This window comes from Flavonifractor sp. An9 (genome assembly GCF_002161245.1).
Classification (GTDB): Bacteria; Bacillota; Clostridia; order Oscillospirales; family Oscillospiraceae; genus Flavonifractor; species Flavonifractor avicola.
In genome coordinates this window covers 1-21,400 of sequence record NZ_NFHC01000005.1, presented here as the reverse complement: position 1 = coordinate 21,400, position 21,400 = coordinate 1, and the positions used below count along the sequence as shown (strand labels likewise).

At 47.1% G+C, this 21,400-nt stretch carries 31 protein-coding genes; 2 read left to right on the top strand and 29 right to left on the bottom strand.

The window, feature by feature from the left end; all coding sequences use genetic code 11:
* Positions 1-192: 192 nt before the first annotated feature.
* The 21 genes from B5G40_RS05040 to B5G40_RS04940 form a co-directional block, all read right to left on the bottom strand.
* Positions 193-1,596, bottom strand: a complete 1,404-nt coding sequence (locus tag B5G40_RS05040) for a hypothetical protein (protein WP_087398960.1) — start codon at positions 1,594-1,596, stop codon at positions 193-195.
* Between the two features lie 19 nt (positions 1,597-1,615).
* Positions 1,616-1,819, bottom strand: a complete 204-nt coding sequence (locus B5G40_RS05035; protein ID WP_206407213.1) for a DUF4314 domain-containing protein — start codon at positions 1,817-1,819, stop codon at positions 1,616-1,618.
* A 17-nt stretch (positions 1,820-1,836) separates the two neighbouring features.
* Positions 1,837-2,628 carry an N-6 DNA methylase gene (locus B5G40_RS05030; RefSeq protein WP_087398958.1) on the bottom strand — a complete coding sequence of 264 codons (792 nt, stop codon included), beginning with the start codon at positions 2,626-2,628 and terminating at the stop codon, positions 1,837-1,839.
* 77 nt (positions 2,629-2,705) lie between these two features.
* Positions 2,706-3,884, bottom strand: a complete 1,179-nt coding sequence (locus B5G40_RS05025) for a hypothetical protein (protein WP_143383373.1) — start codon at positions 3,882-3,884, stop codon at positions 2,706-2,708.
* A 6-nt stretch (positions 3,885-3,890) separates the two neighbouring features.
* On the bottom strand, positions 3,891-4,304 hold the full coding sequence (locus B5G40_RS05020; RefSeq protein ID WP_087398956.1) for a DUF4262 domain-containing protein: 414 nt from the start codon (positions 4,302-4,304) through the stop codon (positions 3,891-3,893).
* Positions 4,294-4,755, bottom strand: coding sequence for a DUF6809 family protein (locus tag B5G40_RS05015; protein WP_087398955.1), 462 nt, complete (start codon positions 4,753-4,755; stop codon positions 4,294-4,296). The genes B5G40_RS05020 and B5G40_RS05015 overlap by 11 nt, the downstream gene beginning before the upstream one ends.
* 267 nt (positions 4,756-5,022) lie before the next feature.
* Positions 5,023-5,454 (bottom strand): hypothetical protein, encoded by a 432-nt coding sequence (locus B5G40_RS05010; protein ID WP_087398954.1) that lies wholly within the window; start codon positions 5,452-5,454, stop codon positions 5,023-5,025.
* A complete protein-coding gene (locus B5G40_RS05005) occupies positions 5,451-6,098 on the bottom strand; it encodes a hypothetical protein (protein ID WP_087398953.1) in 648 nt (215 codons plus the stop codon). Before B5G40_RS05005 ends, B5G40_RS05010 begins: the two co-directional genes overlap by 4 nt.
* Before the next feature lie 91 nt (positions 6,099-6,189).
* Positions 6,190-6,546: a hypothetical protein gene (locus tag B5G40_RS05000; RefSeq protein WP_087398952.1), complete on the bottom strand. Its 357-nt coding sequence runs from the start codon at positions 6,544-6,546 to the stop codon at positions 6,190-6,192.
* A 3-nt stretch (positions 6,547-6,549) separates the two neighbouring features.
* Entirely contained in the window at positions 6,550-6,879 is a 330-nt protein-coding gene (locus B5G40_RS04995) for a hypothetical protein (protein WP_087398951.1), read from the bottom strand.
* Entirely contained in the window at positions 6,876-7,559 is a 684-nt protein-coding gene (locus B5G40_RS16825; RefSeq protein ID WP_158099482.1) for an LPD11 domain-containing protein, read from the bottom strand. Before B5G40_RS16825 ends, B5G40_RS04995 begins: the two co-directional genes overlap by 4 nt.
* A gap of 60 nt (positions 7,560-7,619) precedes the next feature.
* Positions 7,620-7,799 carry a hypothetical protein gene (locus tag B5G40_RS04985; protein ID WP_143383371.1) on the bottom strand — a complete coding sequence of 60 codons (180 nt, stop codon included), beginning with the start codon at positions 7,797-7,799 and terminating at the stop codon, positions 7,620-7,622.
* Between the two features lie 17 nt (positions 7,800-7,816).
* On the bottom strand, positions 7,817-8,296 hold the full coding sequence (locus tag B5G40_RS04980) for an NADAR family protein (protein WP_087398949.1): 480 nt from the start codon (positions 8,294-8,296) through the stop codon (positions 7,817-7,819).
* Between the two features lie 404 nt (positions 8,297-8,700).
* Positions 8,701-9,162, bottom strand: a complete 462-nt coding sequence (locus B5G40_RS04970) for a hypothetical protein (RefSeq protein ID WP_087398947.1) — start codon at positions 9,160-9,162, stop codon at positions 8,701-8,703.
* Between the two features lie 441 nt (positions 9,163-9,603).
* Positions 9,604-10,140 carry a hypothetical protein gene (locus tag B5G40_RS04965; RefSeq protein ID WP_087398946.1) on the bottom strand — a complete coding sequence of 179 codons (537 nt, stop codon included), beginning with the start codon at positions 10,138-10,140 and terminating at the stop codon, positions 9,604-9,606.
* 20 nt (positions 10,141-10,160) lie between these two features.
* Positions 10,161-10,475: a hypothetical protein gene (locus B5G40_RS16605; RefSeq protein WP_206407212.1), complete on the bottom strand. Its 315-nt coding sequence runs from the start codon at positions 10,473-10,475 to the stop codon at positions 10,161-10,163.
* An 11-nt stretch (positions 10,476-10,486) separates the two neighbouring features.
* Complete coding sequence (locus tag B5G40_RS04960) at positions 10,487-11,017, bottom strand: hypothetical protein (protein WP_143383369.1); 531 nt, start codon at positions 11,015-11,017, stop codon at positions 10,487-10,489.
* A 44-nt stretch (positions 11,018-11,061) separates the two neighbouring features.
* Positions 11,062-11,667 carry a hypothetical protein gene (locus B5G40_RS04955; RefSeq protein ID WP_087398944.1) on the bottom strand — a complete coding sequence of 202 codons (606 nt, stop codon included), beginning with the start codon at positions 11,665-11,667 and terminating at the stop codon, positions 11,062-11,064.
* Positions 11,668-11,739: 72 nt separating this feature from the next.
* On the bottom strand, positions 11,740-13,023 hold the full coding sequence (locus B5G40_RS04950) for an amidase domain-containing protein (protein ID WP_206407211.1): 1,284 nt from the start codon (positions 13,021-13,023) through the stop codon (positions 11,740-11,742).
* 172 nt (positions 13,024-13,195) lie between these two features.
* Positions 13,196-13,915 (bottom strand): DUF4367 domain-containing protein, encoded by a 720-nt coding sequence (locus B5G40_RS04945; protein ID WP_087398942.1) that lies wholly within the window; start codon positions 13,913-13,915, stop codon positions 13,196-13,198.
* Positions 13,912-14,433: an RNA polymerase sigma factor gene (locus B5G40_RS04940; RefSeq protein ID WP_242959264.1), complete on the bottom strand. Its 522-nt coding sequence runs from the start codon at positions 14,431-14,433 to the stop codon at positions 13,912-13,914. Before B5G40_RS04940 ends, B5G40_RS04945 begins: the two co-directional genes overlap by 4 nt.
* Positions 14,434-14,579: 146 nt before the next feature.
* On the opposite strand from B5G40_RS04940, the gene B5G40_RS04935 reads away from it, so the two are divergent.
* Positions 14,580-14,915: an IS66 family transposase gene (locus B5G40_RS04935; RefSeq protein WP_087398940.1), complete on the top strand. Its 336-nt coding sequence runs from the start codon at positions 14,580-14,582 to the stop codon at positions 14,913-14,915.
* A gap of 281 nt (positions 14,916-15,196) precedes the next feature.
* Here the strand turns inward: B5G40_RS04935 and B5G40_RS04930 are convergent, their stop codons facing one another.
* The 8 genes from B5G40_RS04930 to B5G40_RS04895 all read right to left on the bottom strand — a co-directional run bounded on the left by B5G40_RS04930 (position 15,197) and on the right by B5G40_RS04895 (position 20,588).
* A complete protein-coding gene (locus B5G40_RS04930) occupies positions 15,197-15,784 on the bottom strand; it encodes a hypothetical protein (RefSeq protein ID WP_087398939.1) in 588 nt (195 codons plus the stop codon).
* Between the two features lie 83 nt (positions 15,785-15,867).
* Complete coding sequence (locus B5G40_RS16600) at positions 15,868-16,221, bottom strand: hypothetical protein (protein ID WP_143383368.1); 354 nt, start codon at positions 16,219-16,221, stop codon at positions 15,868-15,870.
* Positions 16,222-16,386: 165 nt separating this feature from the next.
* Complete coding sequence (locus tag B5G40_RS04925) at positions 16,387-16,587, bottom strand: hypothetical protein (protein ID WP_087398938.1); 201 nt, start codon at positions 16,585-16,587, stop codon at positions 16,387-16,389.
* A 335-nt stretch (positions 16,588-16,922) separates the two neighbouring features.
* Positions 16,923-17,699, bottom strand: a complete 777-nt coding sequence (locus B5G40_RS04915; RefSeq protein WP_087398936.1) for a hypothetical protein — start codon at positions 17,697-17,699, stop codon at positions 16,923-16,925.
* On the bottom strand, positions 17,686-18,657 hold the full coding sequence (locus B5G40_RS04910; RefSeq protein ID WP_087398935.1) for a hypothetical protein: 972 nt from the start codon (positions 18,655-18,657) through the stop codon (positions 17,686-17,688). The genes B5G40_RS04915 and B5G40_RS04910 overlap by 14 nt, the downstream gene beginning before the upstream one ends.
* A gap of 79 nt (positions 18,658-18,736) precedes the next feature.
* A complete protein-coding gene (locus tag B5G40_RS04905; RefSeq protein WP_242959244.1) occupies positions 18,737-19,576 on the bottom strand; it encodes a tyrosine-type recombinase/integrase in 840 nt (279 codons plus the stop codon).
* A 195-nt stretch (positions 19,577-19,771) separates the two neighbouring features.
* Positions 19,772-20,017 (bottom strand): helix-turn-helix domain-containing protein, encoded by a 246-nt coding sequence (locus B5G40_RS04900; RefSeq protein WP_087398933.1) that lies wholly within the window; start codon positions 20,015-20,017, stop codon positions 19,772-19,774.
* 4 nt (positions 20,018-20,021) lie between these two features.
* On the bottom strand, positions 20,022-20,588 hold the full coding sequence (locus B5G40_RS04895; protein ID WP_087398932.1) for a sigma-70 family RNA polymerase sigma factor: 567 nt from the start codon (positions 20,586-20,588) through the stop codon (positions 20,022-20,024).
* A gap of 200 nt (positions 20,589-20,788) precedes the next feature.
* On the opposite strand from B5G40_RS04895, the gene B5G40_RS04890 reads away from it, so the two are divergent.
* On the top strand, positions 20,789-21,136 hold the full coding sequence (locus B5G40_RS04890) for a helix-turn-helix domain-containing protein (RefSeq protein ID WP_242959260.1): 348 nt from the start codon (positions 20,789-20,791) through the stop codon (positions 21,134-21,136).
* Positions 21,137-21,400 lie beyond the last annotated feature (264 nt).

Genomic DNA, 21,400 nt, shown 5'->3' with positions numbered 1-21,400 from the left:
CCTTCATTATTTTGTCAATAGTCCCCCATTTGAGTTTTCTACTTGAAGTCATAGTATTGAAAACAGTCGTCTGGCTGGTCGCATCAATCGTACTGAGCTTCTGCGCAATATCATCAGTGCCTATGTGGAGTAGTTTTCAGCGTGACAGGACAAAACGGGGTAGAGACCAACAAAGGATCTCTACCCCGTTTTTCATGCCCATGGGTTTTCCATATCCAGCGGTGTCAGGAGATCTTCCTCCAGAAGGCAGCCGGCCACCAGAGGGAGCCGGCGCGCATATCGTGTGCGCAGTATGCGATAGTCAAGGCCATTGAACCTCACCCGGTCCAGGCCATCCATATCCTTACAGATGTGATATAGATGAATTGTGTGTTCTTTTTCTTTCCTGGACAACCCAGGCTCAGCCATGATTGCCGCAATGCCGGTGTCGTCATCACGACAGTGCTGGGCAATGATGAGTTCGGCAATCCTATACTCCTTCCGACTCAACCGAATCCCACGCAATCGGATGCCTCGCTTATGGATCTGTTCGACAGACCGCTCTCCATGGACATCGTCCACATCCTCAGTCACTCGGCCCAGATCATGGAGCAAACTGAAGTAAATCAGGATCTGACGATCCGACTCAGAAAGAGCATCACCAGAATTGTAAATATAGATGAGAGATAGGAATAGAACCCTCAAGATATGGAGCAGCCCATGGACTTCAAATAGTACCTCCCGTTCGTAGCCAAGGGTACGCACCTGCTTTCCAAATTCCAAGTAGGACTGCAGTGCCGGCGCCATCAGCCTCGGCACCGTTTCTTCTACAGCTGGGATCATATCCTCATACCGATACTCAGTTATGGCTCCTGGTAGGACAATAACTTCATTCTCCTCCGCATAGGAGGGGTAGTGAGCCACGATCTGATCAGGCCTCACCCGAGCCACTGCAATCTTGGTACCCCGTCCGGAGTGGACGGCAAACCACAGTGCATTTCCAGGGTGAGTGCTCCAGGAAACTGCCTGATCCGGCGGCAGCGACAATGCGCCCATACCACGGTAGACCGTTATTAGACCATCCGATTCCAGAGCAGGCAGTTGAGGCGCCGGCGCACACTGGAACACTTCTCGTAGCACTGGCAGTGGCCACATCCCATTTGAGTAGTCAATCCGCTTGTAGATGCTGTGCCACACCGAAAAAACGGTTTCACGAGGGATGGATTTATACCGCAGCTGGAAGTCATAGATCAGCATTGCCAACGGGACATCCTTCAGATAGTACCCCTTCCAGTCCTGTTTGGCCAATGAGCGGCACTTCCCACCATGTTCGGCCAGTTTTTCAAACTCCGCCTGGCCAGCCCCGAAAATATATTGTCTTTGCAGAATGACCTCCGCATACAGGCCCATATCATAGTCAGCATAGAAGGTGTTGAAAATCTTTCTCGTAGAATCATGTACGACCTTGTCAATACGCAAACCGTAGGAGTAAAGAGCATCGGATAGCTCCTCATAAGTCAGGCCATCTTGTGTGCATACGGCAACAATTTCCTCTGTAAGAGGTTCAAACTTTGTCATCACACCGCGCACCTCACGAATCAAAGCAGCATTTTTCATGTCACTCTCCCCTACCCTCTTACAACTTACGGAAAATATCCACGCCAGGGATCAGAGTGTGGCTTGTTCCATTCTCGAAGAAGCAATGGATTTGGCCGATATCATCCACCAAACACACTGTTCCCTTTGTGTTGTCCGGAACTGGCCGCGGGTCCTTGTTCATGTGAACCAACAGAACGCGTGTTCCTGCCGGAAACTCCTCTTTATAATGTTGGACTCTCATAAGATCACATTGTTTCATCAACATTCTTTTCCTTTCCTCATAAACTGTTCTGCCAACCGGAAAGCAGCATACATTGGTTCCTCCAACATTTTGAGGCGTTCATCGCTTTCGTTCATTCTGGCGCCAAAGGGCTGCGGCGCTCGCCAAACCCATTTTCCGAGAAGATAAGCCGGTGTGTACCAGCGGTCGTATTCCCGGAGTGTCAACACATCGCCACGAATTACGACCGCAGGAACTCCATAGAGCGCAAGCTGGATGTAAGTCATCTGCACGCAAGTGATATCCAAATCGGATGCCTGGATGACGAGCTGTTCACTCGGATTGATACCTTTTCTGGCCAAACAATCCACTGAAGCAAGCAACAGGCTGCCACTGCCACAGGTCGGATCATTCAGCGTATAATAGCCTTCGTTTGGAAGCTCAGGAGTTTCTCCATAGATAAGCTGAGACAACAGTTCTGCAATATCCGGGGGCGTGAAATCCTGCTTGAGCGCGCGGTTTTCCGCACTGCATTCGAAGAATGGAATACTCAGCAGATCTTTATAGGCGCAGTGCTCAATATTCTGCATTACCGTATGGATAAGGTGATGAAGCGTTTGCTCGAACACTTCCCTCTCAGGCGTGGTATACCTCTCGATTAGCTCATTGAGGTATTTGATGCGCTCCAAATGGACGGGGTCAGTCATGACGCTGATTCGATGTGCGCAGTAAGCGATGAAATCACGAAACACCTCGCGCCTACTGATACGTCCGCGGGTAACATCGGCTATTTTCAAAACTGGATCATCGAGATCCTTCTTGTACTTCATAAGTTCCTCCAAATTGAAAGCAATAGGGCCGGGATGCTCTTCTGCACTCCCAGCCCTATATGTTTTTTTATGGTGCCTCAAATATGGCAGTCCAGAGATACCAGCATTGCCTCTTCAGGCAGCGATGCGATATACTTTTCCACCACCTGATGCCATAGCTGATTATTTCCGTTGCCGTTGTCCTCACTGACGCATTTCATCTCATAGAGGTCGTTCCACACACCATCGTCCAGCACTGCATACGTTGTCAATGGATATCGGTACTCTTCAGACAGAGCCTTGCTACGCAGATGCTCCTCCAGCGTTTGGCCCTTGTCATAGATCAATTTCCCCCAAGATGTAATGCCTTTTTCCGTGATAGACAAATCATGTCGGTCTGACGGGAGTTTACCAGACTGGTACCACTTCTCGCATGACAAAAAAGTCTCACGCTCTCTCTGAATGAACAGTTCCTTCATAAGATCCCATGCGATATCCTTTTTTCGTGCTCCTGTGACCCAACAGTACCCGTCAGGGGCTGCCTCAGCAGGTTCGTCTCCAAGGAAAAAACTCAAGTCGCCCGAAAAAACGTCGCGGCAATCTGCCTTGACAAGGAATCTGTCCGGCCAGCGACCGCCGATCTGAAACCAGTCAAACTCAGTATTGGGGTTCGTGTAGAAGCCATAGGCATCCGCTCCTTCCTTCCTCTTAAAGCCCCAGTATTCTTCAGCATATTCTCTGTAATCGGAATACTGCACGCGGAAGGGAATGTTCGCCAATTTCATCCGCTTTGCTTTTTTAGTCCGCTTACGATGGTGCAGCGGGCCAAAAGCACGCTTGTAGATCTTCCCCTCAAACACTTCATACGTGTCGGAGAACCTGGAATCATATACGGATACCCACTGGCCATTGACTAACTGAACCTTGTCCTCTCCGCCGGTAGCATACTCCTCTTTACACTGCTCTGTGCAGTCATTGAACTCCAGATAGGCAGTATCTTCAATGTTCGCCCAATATGGGTACAGCTGTTCCAGCACTATACTTTCGACATTATTTTCAAACTGGACCTGCTCGTTCACAATGGTACTATCCAAGGTGTCCAGAAGCGCCTTGTCTCCATTTCTGGAACGACGCATTGCTGCAACGAGGGTATTAAGCGGTAAAGATGCTGGGAGTTTGCAGTCCTGTCCAGCATTCTCCGACAATAATATGGACGTCAACACGGTAAAATGCACTTCATTTAGCTCCTTTGCAAGAATCAATACTTTCTTCAGCAATGCTGCTCATGGATGTGTAGCATCATACCGCTGCCGGACAAGCTGTGTCATTTCGCGCTTTTCACCCATACTCAGTTGCTCTGCATAGCCGGGTGCGCAGTCCGGTTCCCAGGGGTATTTTCCATCAGGATCACAAAGCAGCACTCGCAGCACTCTGGTAAAATAAGCATCTGGGACTGCAGGGGCCGTCTCAAAAAAGTAGACCGGAAGCAAAAAAACATCGCTTTCGCGGTCACCGGAACGATAATGCTTGCCTTTTTCCGCGATCTCCATTCCAAGTAAATTAAGTATCATCATGGCTTTTTCCTGAGACACAGGCAAGTTCAGCTCTAACTCCAGGCCACCATACCGGGATAGTCCATGCGTATGGCTGCTGGGCCAGGCATCCAGAATATAATGGATGATCCAATCAGGTTTCATAGTTGTCTTCTCCTTCCTCTGAAGCATTCTGTGAGTTGTGAGTGAGCACCGCTTCCGTCGGCAGAATTCCCATCAGGAGGAATCTGATAGCGGTTTGATAACCGACCAGGTAGGCATGATCCAGTTCAGATGTCATCCGGCTGTTCAACATAGCTTCATACCGAACAAACAAATCTTGACCGTCTTCATCCAACTGCTCTCTGAGCTTCTCCTGCAACTGCAAAATTTCCCGATCTTGTTTTCTCAGTTCTGCGCTTTCATGGGCTGTCGCTTCCTCATAGGCATCCCAGTCTCCAGAAATAAGCGCCTGAAAAAAGGCGGAAATATCCTCCCGCTCTGGCGGTCGATTTCCAACGGCCTGCGCTAATCTGCAGATAGCCTGCTCCAATGACAGCTGATGTTTTTTTACGATGGATCGCAAAGAATCATTTGTATGCGGGTTTCTTTGCATTGAATAATGCACCTCCTTACATCTTTCAATCTTTTGATACTATCTATATAAAAACAAGCGCATGGATCCAATGTGACCCATGCGCTTGGTGCCTTTCTCGGCTCAGTATTTAGTTTTGGAACCAGTAAGCCCACATATAATAAAAAAGCTCCCAAAGGTTATGCAAACCTCTGGGAGCTGTGAAACACGGTTACTGTGTCTGCAAGTGGCAAACAACGGATACTTTACACTGGCATTATAACGAATTCAGATAGAGATTTCAAGAGCCTAATCCTTGGACATTCCGCATAGCTTGGCCAGTGCCGTATACTTCTGATCAAGCAGTTGCCTTTCCATCATCCTGTATGCCTTTGCCGCCTCGGACTGAGCTGTGAGCGGGTGCGCCTGATCCTCTGGCGGGAGCAGTTCATACGCAGCCTGGATTGCCTTGTTAATCTCTTGGCAGATAATCCTCTTCTGGGGCGCCTTGAGGGCGTGACGGTATCGGGTGATGCTCGGATGGGTACCATTCAATGTTGCATATTCGCAAAGCATCCTCAGAATTTCCCGATCCAGCCCTTGTTGCCCCTCCTCGCTATAAATACGGGTCAGACTCTCGCAGCACCAAGCATGATAAGGAATATCGTCGTTACTGCTCTTCGAGGTCAGATAGACCTTTCCCTCCCGGATATTGACCTCTCGGATATACTCTGTACTCATGTCCCCATCATCTCCTGTTCCTTAAACCGGACGCCGTCCGCAGTGGGTCTCTCATAAATAAACAGAACGCTGTCGGCCGGCGGCACTTCTCTGCCTTTACGAAGGTTTCGCACCACACCAGAAGTACCTTCGCCAGTCAAGAATGAGTGGTAGGCAGCTTGTGCTTTCAGATTGGCCTTGATAAATTTCGGGTAGGTATCTGCTGCGATGAAAAGCGCACGGATCTCCGGCCAGTCCAAATCACAGCTGTCCAAGCAGTCTTCCCGAGCGTCGTATTCTGATTTATCGCCGTTGAATTCCTCTGTGATGTACCTGCGTCCGTCCTTTCGAACGAAGACGACTCTTCTCCGAGTCATGCGACCTCCTAACCGCGCAGCCTTTTTTGCCGCACAAATGATTTTGTCCTCTATTGTGTTGGGAAACGAGTTGACAGAGGCAGATAGGCTCAACTTGAATACTTCACGGTATTGGAATGGCCCATAAGAAATGGTCGCCAAGATCTCACCCGTCCGTTGATCGACCTGGCCAGAACAATAACCGCATTCACCAGCAAGTCGCCTTCCCGTTTTGAACCTGAAGAAAGCATATTTTCTCGTCTTTGTCGCCGGTACCGCCAGTTGTCCTACGCTGTTTCTTTCAAACATTTTCACACTCCTAGCCTGATCAATTATGGAATCCATGCAAATTGGGGGGGAAAAAGCGATACTTTTCCCGCCTCATGCTCTAACCGAATGTCTATTCCCGCTCAATTCTCAGTGCGGTAAACACCTTGTTCAGCAAAATATCTGCTGTTTCCGGATCCATCGATACATCAACCTCAAAATCCTGCTCACCAGCCGCTGCTCCACTGTTGTTGGCATAAACAAAGAACAGGCGAACAACCCGCTTCTTAATATCGCAGGCACAGTAGAGGTTAATGTAGTCGTCATTTTCATCCGTAACCACATGGAGTCCAGAGAAAACGTCATCTACGTCGAACCAACAAGGGATATAGAAGGTGATGGTATCATCATCTTCCCATTCTGGAGCTTCCAGCTGCAGCTCTGCATCAGTCAGAGGCCGGAGCAGAGTACTGCTGTTGAATGGCTTCACCGGTTACACCTCCCCCTTGGGCGGCATCCCAGTCAATAACCAAGCCTTCCAGCACTCTTGACAATCATGCTCCTGACATACGAAATCGCTATGATCCAGAGAAAAGGGTGGGCAGGCTCCACTAATGAGTTGGGAAATCTGATCAGCTTCCAGCTCTGAGGCTCGAATCAACTGCAGGCCAGGATTCACTGCTTGTGGCAACCTCTCCGCGGGGCCCAGCACCAGTTCGTTCACTTGCTCCATTGACTGGATAAAAGCCTTTCTCGGGATTGAATTGCGGTAGCGATCCAGTATCTCGCTGGTAATCCGAAGGATCATATTGTATTTGTTCATCTGCTCGTTCCTCCATTATCAATGTCACGGACGCTGCCTGACTTTAACCGCCGCACATCTTCATCGTGTGCCTGATGGCCCTTCTCTTCAAAAATGCTCATACGAATCCTGTCCTTCAGCACCTGACTCCATCGGGATGAGCACAGGCATATTGCACCCATACAAGCATAATCGTAATTTAGGTTACCTTTAACATCTGAGTTCTCGAAAACAAATGTTGGTTGTTTGAACTCCCGTCTTCTGGGATCCATATAGAATTCACGTCCTGTTGCTAATGTAAGACTCCTCTCTTGATTACTCCTAAAGTCATCTACCGAATAGAACAGAACTGTATTCTTGTCTCTCGCATCGGAATGGTAGCAAGGGCGCCATGCACATAAGCCAAGTTCCGAGGCAATTTCATCGAGTACATCCTGCTGCAGTTTATACCGCGAGTCAAGACGGCGCTCATATGCAAGAATATCTTCGTATGTAAGCCATTCTGGTTTTTCACTCGGTGAGAAGGATTCCCAGATTTCTTTCATGTAGGCGATATGCCGCTTTTCCTCACGTCCCCACAGATGTGATCCATAAATCCTCCCACTTCCAAAATAGTATTGGCAGTCAGATTTCATACGATCAAGAAGTTGATATAAAAATGCGCTGTCACAGTTTTGGATACTCTTCTGAATCAGATCCATCTTTAATTTCCTTTTCAGTACCAGTTTACTATGCACCCATTGGGATCGATTTTTTCCAAATCAATCCCATTCTACAATCGTTTGACCAGTATCTTGGTTGTAGAGCGCATAATCTCTCTCTTCATCACCACTTTCAAAATCTTCGGAAGACGTGCTTCGATTGATCTGAATAGCTTTTACCTCCGCATCCTCATTACAATCAGCTTCAAAATAGACTGCAATGCGTCTGGTTTGCTCCATGGTAATGCAATACTTCATTATTCTACTGGCCCCCTCTGCCATACTGCCATATATTCTGCACGCAGTTTCATGAGTAGGCGCCCTAGATTGTTCCGTCCACGCCTGCCCGCACAACGAGAACAGGTACAGCAGCCCCAATAGTTATCGTGCCAGGTATTGCCCTCTACCAAGACAGCTCCGCCGGTGGCTAGTAACTTGGAGATCAGTTCAGGATTCTCATTGAACTTGTGGACAAGCAAGTTGTGCATGATGGTCAGCTTTCGAGCATCCCAATCATCTCGCATCTGAATCTGGCGGCCACGTCGCTTTGCCTGAGCGGGTGTCATATCCTGAAACTGCGCCCGATCCTGAGCGTTAGCACACTTAGCCGCCTGGAATGCTGCCTCCACCGATGGAAACGATAAACCATAGAATGTCACACGGCAGGGGTGAAAATTGCTCAAGAATGCGTAAGGACCTGCGAAGCGATCAATGATCTCTCTACTCTGTCCAGACATTGGTGGCGCCCTCCTCTCTTGCTTTCTGCATCCCCTGGCGCTTGATGTTAGAATAGCGGCAGTTTGGCCACTCACCTATGTCACACTGCAGACAGTTGGTTTGCATACAATGCTCCTCCAGGCAGTTATTGCAAAGGGGTGCCCCTACATACGCCGAGGTAGCCACGAAATACGGACTATTACACTGTACCTGGTAAACCAAAGCCTGGCCACATCTCACGCAGTTCTGTTCGCGCCATTGGATATGCTCAGCCTTCTCGTATTCAATCGGCTCACCACAGCCAGGGCAAAACTTCCACGGATCTTTGGGATACGCCGCAGTTCCTTGCCCTGGGGCGGGTAGTGCCCGGCCGCAGACTGAACACCAAAAACGCTCTGAGATATTAGGGCGCTCCTGCGTAATCTTAGGGATCACAGGCTACACCTCCTTGTGCCTCAGGCAACTGCTGGCGCATCATATATCCCACAACTTCTCCAATGCTCGGGCTGAAAACGGGCTGCGCTTCCACTTCACACATTTGGATAGGGATCAGCGCCTTTTTGACCTCCTCCAGCAGAACTTTATCCGGGCACCGGTCGATAAAATAGCCAATCGTCCACAAGAATGGACTCTCTTCCCGATCCGTCAGCACAATCTGATGGACCAGCGGCCGGGCCCCAATAAAATTGGCAATGTTTTCAGGACTCCCATGGAACAGATACTCAGTATACCCGTCATCGTCATACACATGGGCACAGACTAACTTGTCATCCTCCAGCAGCTGCGCAAGTTGGCTTTCCCTTGCCAAGTCTCTTGTTTTGTCGGAAGTTAGGGCTGCTATTCCCATATTGCCCCCATACGGTTTGTTCATTTTCTGATTACTCATGCTTCATTACCTCCATTTTGATTGTTTTTGACATTCCTTTTCAGCTACTTCTTGTAATTTGCAGCTCCGCTGCTCGGGCATATATATAAAAAGGCACATGGGCTAAAAAGCCACATGTGCCTTGTGAGTGTCACACTCCTGGTATATGAAGTTGTTTATTTCTGGAAAACAAAAATGCACCCAAAGACCAAGTTGGTCTCCGGATGCTCTGAAACACGGTAACTGTATTTGCCAGTGGCAAATTGCGGATACTTTACTCTTGCATTATACCGGATTGAAGTCACGAATGCAAGTAGAACAACCTACCCCGCCCTTCTTCTTGATCAACGAATAGCAAAGATTATGCTCAATCTGCTGCCATTATTCATATTTTTCAGCACACCATAAAAAGCGAAAGGGCACTATAAGTCAGTGCCCTTTCGTCACTATTGGTCGGCGGAGTCAATCGCCATTCTTGCTACAAGTAATTTCTGCAGTTTTTGAAAACGACTTGGACGTACTTGTTTGCTTAACGGTCAATTTCGCACTCACATACGCATCATTGAGGAGGCCAGAGTTACCCTTAGACGCTCCCCAGCCCGTTTCAGTATAACCGGGTTTTACAGTTCTACTATGGCTATAACTTGTAACTGTTGCTTTTTTCCCGTCATACGTGAAGGTTCCAGAAACTGTAATTGTCGCGGCAACACTTGTTCCATTTTTTATCTCTACGGTTTTTTCCTGCGTTTTAGTCCCAGAGTTTCTCGTTAGGCCCACATTGTATTCATCAAGAACCGTTTCTATTGCTGTAAAGCCATCTCCCAGATCGTATTCGGTAATCTCGACCTTTTTGTTTGAATCCACCCAACGCTCACTATGAGAAATGACACTCTCCAGTTTCTGCTCCTGAGGATCTGCTGCAAAGGCCGCAGGCACCAAGCTTATGGACATAATCGCCACCATAGCTGTTGCTATCATGCGTTTTTTCATTCTACCCATATCTAAATCTCCTATGTATGTTAGTCTTCCCAGAAAATGCTGCCATCTTCAATGCCAGATAAAATTACATTCCATTGTTCTTCAGAAAAGAGGTGCCTATCAGAATGCCGAACACTAATAACCGTATTTTGGGTTTCAACAGTTTCTGTTGCAGTAACATTACCCCCCAAGTCATATACCGTTGTTTCGATCGTATGAAATGGCGTAATCTGCTCCAGATTATGATGCAGCACCTCTCCTCGATATTTGTGGTTCAGACTGAGAGCACTGAGAATTGCGAAAACACAAATCAGTAGTATAGTAACAATTCGCTTACCTTTTGTAATGGAGAGCATCACATGGTTCCTCACTTTCCGTCTTTGCTGCAGGTTACCTCAGCAACACCAGTAAAGCTCCTCCCGGTATCATCATTTTCCACCATCAAAATAGCAGTTACACGAGCATATCCCGTTAAAAGACTGGAATCTTGCTTTGACGTACTCCACTGCGTTTCTGTATAACCGGGCTCTATAGATCTACTGTAGCTGCTACTAACAACTTTTGCAGTCTTTCCATCATAGGAGAATTTTCCTCTTGCTGTAACTGTAGCTACTAACTCTTTCTTATGTTTCAATTCATATGTAGAGGTCTGTTCTTTTGTTCCGGAAGCTCTCTCTAGGCCAACAGAATATTCATCAACAACTGTCTTTATTGCCGTAAATCCATCTCCCAAATCGTATTCAGTGATCTCAACCCATTTATTTGGCCCCATCCAATTCTCACTATGAGAGGTAACAATCTCTTTCTTCTGCTCCTGGGGCTCCAAGGCAAATGCCGCAGGGACTAGGGTTAAGGACATCGCAAATACTAAAATAGCTGCCGCGACTGCCTTTCTCATATTGCGCATGACTCAAACACCTTCTTTTTCATGATTATAAATTGTTATGCATTTTCGGGGCTAGAGTCTAGTGGTTCGCTGTAATAATCGGAAAAAAGGATGTCTCCTATATCCGTCTTAAAGATAATGTCTGTAATTTCAGTGTCTGCACCAATAATCCCGATGTATGGTTTATCATTGGTAACAGAGATAGTCTTTTCCTCTCCATCAGAAGTTTTTACAACAACTTCAGTGAAGGAAACCTCTTGTACTGTATCAGTCTTAAAGTCATACAGTGAATTGCCTATATCGCCAAAAATCACTGCAACATCCTCTACACCTAGCAGCTCTGCTGAAAATCCTACGCTTCCTGCTTCATATGCATCTTTTATCGCATCTACAGCATAGCTATTCTTATCTTTACTCACCACATAAGCCCGCACCATTGTATAGTGCTCCGTCTCTCCAGGCGGGGTAAATGTCGTTAACAATATATACTTCCCGCTTTCATGAGTCTGCACATCTACAATCTCATAGTCCGAAGCATACCCCTCAAACCATGTTTTTACGTCATCTATATCTGATGTTTTTCCAGGTTTATCACCATTCTGACATCCAGATAATAGTATCAAAAGCACCAGAAAAACTGCTGCAACCTTAATATCTCTCATTTCAATACTCTCCCATTAAACTTGAAGATACTGGGAATGGCGCAGCCATTCCCAGTTATCTATTACCTTCACTTACTTGTCGAAATTTGCAGATGTGAACTTGAGCTGCCGTAAGTAGCAGGAAGAATCTGCGCCCCAGTTTCGAATGAGCTCATCAAGCTTAATTTTGCTATACGGGGAGTTCTGAGTAATATAAATGTTCTTGATGGAGTCATTCCTTCCCCCTGTGACATAGACAGAATGAGCGTATTTCCCGGAACTTCCATTCCTAACCTGTAAGACCTGTCCAGTCACAATCTCAGTAGACACGAAGTTCCCAGACCACTTCTTGCCGTCATTTTTTCCAGTGGCCTTCGGACCAGTTGCCGGAGACCCAGTCACGAAATTATAGAAATTGCTTACATTTCCCCAAGGATTACTGATCCCGTTTTTGTGCCCAAACCAGTTATCCATCGTCGTACTGGGCTGCATCCTCTTCCTATTGGCAATATTTGCCTGCATAGTGGAAACAGTGTCCCCATCGGTCCATCCACCATATGCCGCCCATACACACTGCGACACCCAGTTTGTGCAGTTCGCCTTGGCTTTGTAGAAACAAGCATCGTTACCTGTTGTATAGTAAAGGTCTGCATACCTACGACCACGCTCACCATCATACGAATAAGATGTTGAGGCCGGCTCAATGGTCACGCCATTCTCAAGACTCGCAAGATACTCTGCGTGCTGTGCGTCCATATCCACCACATCATCTGGATCGATAACTGCCGCTGCATCTTTCTCCGTTAACTCTACATAATCGGCAATCAGCGCGTCTAATGTATTAACTGATACTGTGTTAATATCTTCAGATGCCAAGGCAATTCCTTCCTCGTTGCGACCTCTCGAAATCAGAGTCTTGAATCCATCAAAGTTCATTTCCCCACTATCAATGTAGGAAATATAATATTTGCCATCTTGTTCTTCGATTTGGACACGGTACTCAAAGCCATATCCTTCGCTCCGGCCAATTGTACCTGCCCGCCCATAAGACAAGTCAGCAGTGAACACGGCCGTGCCATTCTCAATGGAGTCAAATCTCAGATCATAATCATACTCTGTCCAATACTCCTGTGTTGCAGCGGTCAAACCGCTATACCAATACAGATACTGCTTATATAATTCTGTTCCAGGAGTATTGGACAGGATCTCGCTCGTATCAATGAGAGTTCCTGTTTCATTTGCCTTATACTGTTGTTCCAGCAAATCAGACAGCAGCGCCGTTGCCTCGACACGGAGGGTATCATCATCAATGACAGTCTCCTTAGCAGATGCAGGAACATACAATACTGTAAGAAGCGTGAGAACGGCGAGTACCATAGCTAATGACCTTTTCATAATAGTCTCCTTTCATCATACAGCAAAAATATTTACCGCTCCAAGCCGTTTCCTATATAAGTCACCCCCTCTCACATTTGGGCAAAGTAGCTGCGCTTCTACCCAATAGATGCAAGAGGGGGCTAAATTCTTACAACATATTTAATTCTATTATCTATTTCGCCTTCTGAATCAATTTCACACTCTCGGCCATGTGCAATATTTCACTCTGGTTCATGGATGCATGAATTGTAAATTGAAGATTTTCTTCTGCATTGATCCATGTAAGCGTACAATCTTTCTTCTCAGGACTCGCCGGAAGGAAAATTACGCCCTCGCAACCATTAACCATCACTTCAATAGTTTCCGTACCTTCCGTTTCAATATTACTTATAGCACCAGTCTCCATGTAAATATAGTCAAAGATAATAGGTGATCCATCCGCATTTTCATATCTATATTGTACGAAATTCGACCATTCAACACGTTCACTGATATTTTCTTTATATCCTTCCGGTAATGCTGTAATCTCATATTCCGGCATTGTTTCTGGTACTGAGCCTTCTTGTGTGTAGCGATAGCTAATATATGTTTCATACCATTCCCTAAACCACTGAAGCACCATCGCCCTCGCAGTCGGACTGGCCACCATCACACTACCAAAACTGATAAAGGCCACAAGCAGAATGGCCGCAACTCGTTGCCCATATTTTTTCCATACAGGCCGGCTCCTATTCTTCTCCCAACGTATAGGATCTTTGAGCATTAACGCAGTCTGGTGCTGATATTTAAGCGATGGCTCAAAGGGAATTCTGTCCTCGCAGCTTTCCTCGTCCAATGCAATCGCATCCAACAGTATCTGTCGCATCACACTGTCCAATTCCTTGTCTGTCATGGATGTATTCCCTCCTTCTCAGCAATTTTGCGGAGTATTGCACGACCACGATTGATTCGTACATTAACTGCATTTTCTGTAAGACCCATGCGATCTGCGATCTCTTTCCCGCTGTACCCCAGAATCAATCTCATTTCTAGTACGGCGCGATAGGTCTCTGGCAATTTAGCGAATAGTTGAACGATTTCCTTATAGCTGAGTGTTTCTTCGGAAACAGCTATCGGCTTCTCTTCTAACTCCTCACTCAATACGAGCTTTTTCTTCTTTCGCAAAATGGTAAGCGCTTCGTTCTTTACTATAGAGATGCACCAGAACCCCCGATTCTTACATGGAATCTCTGAAACTTTATCAAGATTACGGATAATCTGCAAATACGCATTTTGTACTGCATCCTCTGCGTCGTGTGAATTTTTAACTATGCGAAGCGCCGCCTGCTCCATTCTGTCATGATACTTCTCATATAAATCTACAAATAAAGCGCGGTCTTCGTCCGTCTCTATTGCAGATAATAGAAACACCAGCAATTAAGTCACCTGCCAAACTCATATTAACTATAAATATATTTATAGACAAATACCATTCAAATTGTTCAAGAAAAGTTCCCTCATGCCGATTCCAATCAGAAACTCGTCAATCGGCTAACACGCTTTAGCATTACCTACATATTGGACACGGAAAAGGGCAACTAAGTCGTTTATTCCTAAAACCCTGGTCGATAGCTTTAGGCCAAGACGCTCTGGACAAGGCGCTTCGCTCACTTCTGGAACCGTGGCCCTACCTGACGCGCTATTTGGAGGACGGCAGGCTGGAGTTCTCCAATGACTGCGCCGAACGCAGCATAAAGCCCTTTATCATGGGCCGGAAGAACTGGCGTTTTTTCCACCCCCCGACTGGCATTCCTTCCAGTGCTTTGATCTGCAACATTATTGAGACCGCAAAGCAGAACGGTCTGGATCCCTTCCGCTACTTGGTTTGGTTCCTGCACAACACACCTGGTTGAGCCATACGAATGACATCTGCTCAGAATTTCTCCTTCCGGTGAGCACCTCCCAGGAATGTAACAGGCCTAAACCATAGTGAAAATACAGGCCGCCATCTCATTGCTTGTGCACTGAGATGACGGCCTTTTTTGCGTCTAAAGGTTTGCCGGTTACCCGTAATACTCGTGCGGGAGCCATTTACGCAACTATTACGCATTTAGTATATCTTCTTTCCCTGCATACATCAAGAGTAAATAATCGCCCCCTCCGCTGATGTGGAGGGGGCGAGGCATACGGTACATTATCCAACTTTATATCCATCAAAGACATCCCAAGACGAATCGCCACGAATGTATCGGGTATGGGAATAAACAGCCCCCGGCAAAACATATCCGACTGCATTTTCAGGATTAAAAGCGTCCTCCATTGGATAGTATTCACCGCAATGATATGTCAAAGTCGGAATTGAAATATAATAGGCATCATATACGGCATCGGGCGTATCCATATCAGAATAAACGAGAATCATTCTTTGACCATCCTGAGAAACGCTTACATCTGTCCCAGCAGTCCCCTGAACTGCACCAGTTGTCCCGGATACTTTAATAAAATCGACGCTGAAAATGATTTCTTTCTCTGATAAATCATAGCAAAACAGGCCATCAGTCCCGTAAAAAATGATAAAATCATCATTTTCATACGCAAGGTTGAATCCAACCCCCACGGAGGTGTTCATATCCAGATCATCAAATGCAAGCTCAGATAAATTCCTTTCATGGGTGTTCTCTGGCTTAAAGGAATCGTTCACTACCAAAACAATTCCAACAAGAGTAGGGATGGCGACACAGAATATGCTTACAATAGCCTTGATTGGAAACTTTTTGCTCATATTGTACCTACAACCATTCAATCATTGCTGCCTACTTCCACCAAAACTTCTGCATTTCTGAAACTGTTTTCTTCAATTGACTCCTATTGGCATACCTTCGTCACCGACTTTTCGGGTTTTGCTACTCCATTGATAGTGTAATTCAGTTTCAGAGTGTATGTCCTGCCTGGAACTACTTTGCATTTCTCAGATAGAGCAATACTGTAAACTCCTGATTTGCTCCACGATGCCACTGTTTCTCCTTTGCATACAAGTGTCAATGTTGCCTCAACCTTGTCGCTCGTGTTCGCTCCTTTACAAGTAGCACTGCAAATAGCTGTTGATCCATCATAGAGAAGTGAGACTTTGTCGCTCACGGCACGTGTCTCCATCGCTTGTGCACTTGTGGAAACGAACATCAGTACCATAAGTATTACCACTCCAAGCCGCTTTCCCATTTACGACACCTCCTCTCATATTTGGACAGTGGCTCTTCGCACCTATATACTAAATGCACGAGATCGCTGATTCCTTACAACAAATTTTTATTAAATTTATATAGCAATATACACATACTAAAAAGAAGAAGCCAGCCTTTTCAGGCGGGCTTCTTTCTATTATCTTCACTCCCATTGCCAGGGCGACTCAACTAAATGTACTGTGTCATCTGAATCTGCACGATAATAATAAAAGTCTGTACCAAAGGCTCGAAACCGGATATGCCATAAACCACAGAATTGAATCTTCTCTATGTCCTTTGCTCTGATACCGATGGTCTGCTCCACATCTTCCTTCAGCTGTTCAACGGTATAATGGCTATTCATATCGACTCTCCCCACTCTCGCACGCCCACAAGCCCACCGGGGACACACCCGGAAGCTTGGTCATATACCATCCATCGTCATTATATTCAAAGGAGACTGTCTGCCATGTGCCTCCGCTTAGTCTGTCCGGGAGCAGCACATCCAGACTCTGACCACAATGAATATCCCAACCATCCCAGGTCAGACGATCACGCTCAGGCACATAGCCAATTTGTAAGACTTTGCGAGACATTGCATTCCCTCCAATCAGTCCTTTTGATACCAATTTACCCATCTTGTCTTCTGTCCTCAGCTGGGCCGTTTTCCTTTTTTACTACCTTATATATAATGTAGTGTCATTTCACCCCAGCCACTGTGGCTTGACTCACAAATACCTGCCGCAGCCGTGTGATGACATCGACCATCTGCAGACGCCCTAAACGCATAGATTTCAGATCAACCGGTTCCTCAGCCAGTATTGTGAGAAACCGCTCCAGATCCTGTTGGATTGCACCTGGGAGTTCGCATCGCTCCCGACCGGTCAGGATCGTTGCCAGACGGACAATATCATTCTTGTGCTTTTGGATACTGCTCTGATCCACATGTGCCCCCTCTGCGCGCCTGGCCCGAAGTTCCAGAAAGGCCTTGGCCTTGAAAAGAATGAGGCAGGGCGGTGACAGAACCATCAGGCTGTCTACCTCCACCCTGCCCTGCAGCAAAAGTTCATAGTAGTCCGCATCCAGCAAAATGGCAGACAGGCTGGAAATCTCTTCACCCAGCGGCATCGGGGTACACGGCCCCTCCAATTCTCCACGGAATACGCCGGGTATGCGTGAGAACAACTCAATCATAAAAGGAAATCCTACTGCCTTAGGTTTGTCAAACCGATAGAACTGGGGGCTGCCGTTGCTCTTTGCTCTATGCTCATAGCCACCATCCCGGATAAAGCGCCAAAACTGCCGTCCAAACTCCGGGGTCAGCGCCTCCACAACCAGTACCATATCCAAATCCTTGGTTGCTCGGAAAGGTGCGTTTGCCTGTTCAAACAGAATATCGCAGGCAGCACCCCCAATCAGCACGTACTGATCCTGGTAGGCACTGAAGTAACTGCGAAACACATCAAGACCCTTCATGGTACACATATTCCTCCATCATTTCTTCTATGGCCTGCTCCACCCGAGGCTCCTTCCGGAGAGCGTCTGGGATGGCCAGAGACACGGACACCGGGTCCATGACAGCCTGGCCGCCGGCAGAAAAGGGATATTGGTAGGCCACCACTTGAATACACTGGGCAGGCATCTCCGCCCGCGGCATCTGAGGTAACTTTCCCAAACCCAGTTTGGACGCCACATCCCTGGTTGCCATACAGGTGGGGTACGGATCGTCATTAAGCATGGTGCAGCAGCACAGCGCACTAAGACCAGAAACGGGCAGTGTCTCCCCCACTTGCGTTGCCAAGCGGTATTCCCGCAACACAGGCGTCCTCAACACCGGACGAACCAGCTCAATATACTTCCGCTTTGTTCCCGTCCAACTGATAACCCGACGACGGCCTTTTCTCTGAATCAGTTGGGGAATCATCGCCTCAACTTCATCAAAGCATCGTGTCCCTGTCATGCGGCTGACACCGAGCCGGGCCGCCATTTCTGCGGCACTGCCGTTCTCCACTCCCTCATATAAAATAGTGAGTAACATCTTTTGAGTGAGGAAGGAGATCTTCTCTGGTGCCTCCCTCTTCTTCCGACGTTCATGCTCAAGCGCGATTCCCAAGAAAGGCAGGTATATCTCTTTTCCCGGGCAGATGAACGGCACACCGCTCTCCAGCAACCTGTCGCGCAGATAAGTGGATCTCCCCTCCAGTACGAAGGCGCACTCCATGCCAGTATGCTCCATCAGCTGCTTGCGATGATTTTTCAGGGCAGCAGCGGATACCATATCTTCTGGCGCCGCTGCCAAAAAGGAAATGCCAGCCACCTCCACAACCTGCAGGCGGTACAGCCCCCGTAGATAGAGTGGCAGATTTTCCTCCTTATCATAGCCAGCTACCAAACATGGGATATGCAGGAATTTCTCCAGAACACTCAGTTCCATAACCGCCCCTCCTTGTAACATTATTATTGACATTGTAACATCATATAAGTTACAATTCAATAATTCATGTTACAAGTTATTATAAAAGATTGGCCTTCTCCTTCATCTTTTCACGGGTAGGGTTGGTATAGAGCAGTGTGGTATGAACATTGGAATGCCCCGCTTGATTTGCTAGTTCACCGATGCTATACCCATTTTCCAGTGCATTAGAGCAGAAGAAATGCCGGAGGGTGTGGGGCGTAATCGCATTGGAGTGTGCGTTGAAGATCCGATTGACTTGTCCGCGGGTCAGATGGCCATTACCGCGTCCTGGGAACAGATAGGGGTTATCTGTCTTCGTTCGACTCCTGAGATACTCACGTACCGCATTCACCACCTTGTCACCGAAGTACACTACCCTCAACTTGTCACCTTTTCCGTGACGTACTGTGATTTCCCGGGCCTGCAGTGAGACATCCTCCATTTTAAGTTCCAGACACTCGCTGATCCGCAATCCAGCGTAGGCCAGTATGGTGACGATAGCATAATCCCGGGCGCCGTTGCTCTCCAGGATCTCCTGTCGGAATCGCTCTACCTCCCCGCGGTCCACAGTACTGGGGCTGGCGTAGGCCAGTTGTACCTTCAAGTAATCCTGCTTACTCAGGATCACCTCTTTTACATAGCCAGCAAAAATCTGATAGAGATTGAAACTGTGAAGGCTGGCCAGCTTGGCGTTGACCGAGCGATTGCTCAAGCCCTTCACCGTACGCAGGTAAGAGATATAGTCCAGCACGTTGGCTCGAAGCAGCACCTTCATCTCTTTTCCAAAGGTTTCCTCATGCCACCGCATATACTCCTTCATACCTTGGCAGTATGCCTTGACCGTGTTCTCTGACTTTCCCTGCTGACGCAGGTACTCACAAAATTCATCCAACATCATTCGATCCTCCTGAACCCATAAATTATGTCGCATTAAGATTTCTCGGAGGACACATCAATTATGTTGCATCCACCTACCTTACTACACGGATTGCCGGCCGGTTTTGCAACATAATTTACATTATGGAGTGTAATATGCCCAGGGCGGGCAAATGGAGGGGATGCCACATACCCACCCTGGGCCTTTGGGGATATTTCACTCAAGACTGAACCGCTCCATAATGCGGGCGGCCAGTTTGTCCTGGATACGTTGTTTCAGCTCTGCATCGACTCCACGGTAGGAGCGCCCGTATTCATCGTAGAAGATACGAGTAGCCTGGTATGATATGTAACCATCAAAGTGCCGGAGTACCTCGGCCATTGCGTCCGGGTCACCTTCTGTTGCGGCACAGATGATCTCATAGGGCAGCAGTCTATCTTCGGGTATTTTACTTTTCCGCATGGTATCACTCCCCCATCTTGGATTTCAGTTCTTCAAACAGCGTCTTTCTGTCGCGCTGTACTTTGGAGCGTGAAATACCCAGCAGCGGAGCAATCTCACGATCCTTGAGTTGGAGAGAGTAGTAGAGCAGCAAAATGCTGTATTGTTCATCACCGAATGTCAGCAATGCATCTGCCAGTCGATCATTTCGGATAGGGATAACATGTCCGCAGATGCGAAAAATATAGTATTCCGCTGGATCATCGTTTTCTGAATAGAGCCTGTCCAGGATAGCCGGCGGCAAATCAGAAAATGAAGACTCCCACGAAGAACGGCGCATGAGTTCTCGAAGGTAATCGCACCGCTCACCGTTAATCACTTTCTTACAGAAAGCCTCAAATTGATACCGCACCTTGGTTTGAGGGGATGCCATAATGTCACCTCCCTCCATGCCCGCGGAGGCGGTTTTTTCCCCTTTCGCTCCTTTCCCCGAAAGCGGTCTAAGAATTTGCCCAATCCGCAGCACAAAAAACTGCACAGCAAATATCTTGCTGTGCAGACTGGTGTCGATATTTCTGAACCAACAGTTCATTGTAGGAACATACTTCGTGAAAATGTAAAGTGAATTCGCATTGATTTATGTATTCTGGCATGAAATCAGAAATTAGTGCGAAGTCACGTGGAATCCCCCTCTTTGCTCATTTGAACTAATTGAGTAATTTTATTTACACTAACGGAGCATTCAATCCAAATGAATCGAAAACTAGAATGTCACTTGGAGGTGAACCATTGGTGGTAACAAAAGATGAATTTGCCAGCTGTGGCAAAATTATACGGGAAGAGCGGCAGCGGCATGGATATATAAGAGAGACAATTGCTGAGCGCGCAAATATTTCTACGCGCTATTTGGCTGCAATCGAACTCGGTGAGAAAATCCCGAAAGCAGATGTCCTTATCCGGATCATTCAATCTATTGGAATTTCTGCGGATCGTATTGTTTATCCATTGCAGCCCCACAACGAAGTGGAATATGCACGCTTAGCCCGTCTGATTATGACCTGTACGCCACTTGAACAAAATCTAATTGCATCCATTATTGATACAATTATTGATAATCGGAATATTGAGGAAAAAATGTAGAGTTTGTCCCTTTTTCGAATGTATCATATAATTTGTGCGTATTTTGTCGAATTCTGTCGTCAGATTCACGGCCGGTAATCCAGCCTCTCCTAGGTAATCTGCCAGAAAACAAAAAAGCTGGGCAACCCATAACAGGGTTGCCCAGCTCAGCTTGTCGAGAAAGCCGGCTATGCGTCAAGCATACGCCGGGTTTGGGTCATGTAGCGGCCAAAGAAGGAGTATGCAGAGAGAGGCAAGGCTCTCCTGGCACAGCCACCTGGCCAG

Bases quoted from the DNA above. Each gene is read 5' to 3' on its own strand.
- B5G40_RS05040 (WP_087398960.1), bottom strand. From the start codon at position 1,596: ATGAAAAATGCTGCTTTGATTCGTGAGGTGCGCGGTGTGATGACAAAG.
- B5G40_RS05035 (WP_206407213.1), bottom strand. From the start codon at position 1,819: ATGAGAGTCCAACATTATAAAGAGGAGTTTCCGGCAGGAACACGCGTT.
- B5G40_RS05030 (WP_087398958.1), bottom strand. From the start codon at position 2,628: ATGAAGTACAAGAAGGATCTCGATGATCCAGTTTTGAAAATAGCCGAT.
- B5G40_RS05020 (WP_087398956.1), bottom strand. From the start codon at position 4,304: ATGAAACCTGATTGGATCATCCATTATATTCTGGATGCCTGGCCCAGC.
- B5G40_RS05015 (WP_087398955.1), bottom strand. From the start codon at position 4,755: ATGCAAAGAAACCCGCATACAAATGATTCTTTGCGATCCATCGTAAAA.
- B5G40_RS05010 (WP_087398954.1), bottom strand. From the start codon at position 5,454: ATGAGTACAGAGTATATCCGAGAGGTCAATATCCGGGAGGGAAAGGTC.
- B5G40_RS05005 (WP_087398953.1), bottom strand. From the start codon at position 6,098: ATGTTTGAAAGAAACAGCGTAGGACAACTGGCGGTACCGGCGACAAAG.
- B5G40_RS04995 (WP_087398951.1), bottom strand. From the start codon at position 6,879: ATGAACAAATACAATATGATCCTTCGGATTACCAGCGAGATACTGGAT.
- B5G40_RS16825 (WP_158099482.1), bottom strand. From the start codon at position 7,559: ATGGATCTGATTCAGAAGAGTATCCAAAACTGTGACAGCGCATTTTTA.
- B5G40_RS04985 (WP_143383371.1), bottom strand. From the start codon at position 7,799: ATGGAGCAAACCAGACGCATTGCAGTCTATTTTGAAGCTGATTGTAAT.
- B5G40_RS04980 (WP_087398949.1), bottom strand. From the start codon at position 8,296: ATGTCTGGACAGAGTAGAGAGATCATTGATCGCTTCGCAGGTCCTTAC.
- B5G40_RS04970 (WP_087398947.1), bottom strand. From the start codon at position 9,162: ATGAGTAATCAGAAAATGAACAAACCGTATGGGGGCAATATGGGAATA.
- B5G40_RS04965 (WP_087398946.1), bottom strand. From the start codon at position 10,140: ATGGGTAGAATGAAAAAACGCATGATAGCAACAGCTATGGTGGCGATT.
- B5G40_RS16605 (WP_206407212.1), bottom strand. From the start codon at position 10,475: ATGCTCTCCATTACAAAAGGTAAGCGAATTGTTACTATACTACTGATT.
- B5G40_RS04960 (WP_143383369.1), bottom strand. From the start codon at position 11,017: ATGAGAAAGGCAGTCGCGGCAGCTATTTTAGTATTTGCGATGTCCTTA.
- B5G40_RS04955 (WP_087398944.1), bottom strand. From the start codon at position 11,667: ATGAGAGATATTAAGGTTGCAGCAGTTTTTCTGGTGCTTTTGATACTA.
- B5G40_RS04950 (WP_206407211.1), bottom strand. From the start codon at position 13,023: ATGGTACTCGCCGTTCTCACGCTTCTTACAGTATTGTATGTTCCTGCA.
- B5G40_RS04945 (WP_087398942.1), bottom strand. From the start codon at position 13,915: ATGACAGACAAGGAATTGGACAGTGTGATGCGACAGATACTGTTGGAT.
- B5G40_RS04930 (WP_087398939.1), bottom strand. From the start codon at position 15,784: ATGAGCAAAAAGTTTCCAATCAAGGCTATTGTAAGCATATTCTGTGTC.
- B5G40_RS16600 (WP_143383368.1), bottom strand. From the start codon at position 16,221: ATGGGAAAGCGGCTTGGAGTGGTAATACTTATGGTACTGATGTTCGTT.
- B5G40_RS04925 (WP_087398938.1), bottom strand. From the start codon at position 16,587: ATGAATAGCCATTATACCGTTGAACAGCTGAAGGAAGATGTGGAGCAG.
- B5G40_RS04915 (WP_087398936.1), bottom strand. From the start codon at position 17,699: ATGAAGGGTCTTGATGTGTTTCGCAGTTACTTCAGTGCCTACCAGGAT.
- B5G40_RS04910 (WP_087398935.1), bottom strand. From the start codon at position 18,657: ATGGAACTGAGTGTTCTGGAGAAATTCCTGCATATCCCATGTTTGGTA.
- B5G40_RS04905 (WP_242959244.1), bottom strand. From the start codon at position 19,576: ATGATGTTGGATGAATTTTGTGAGTACCTGCGTCAGCAGGGAAAGTCA.
- B5G40_RS04900 (WP_087398933.1), bottom strand. From the start codon at position 20,017: ATGCGGAAAAGTAAAATACCCGAAGATAGACTGCTGCCCTATGAGATC.
- B5G40_RS04895 (WP_087398932.1), bottom strand. From the start codon at position 20,588: ATGAACTGTTGGTTCAGAAATATCGACACCAGTCTGCACAGCAAGATA.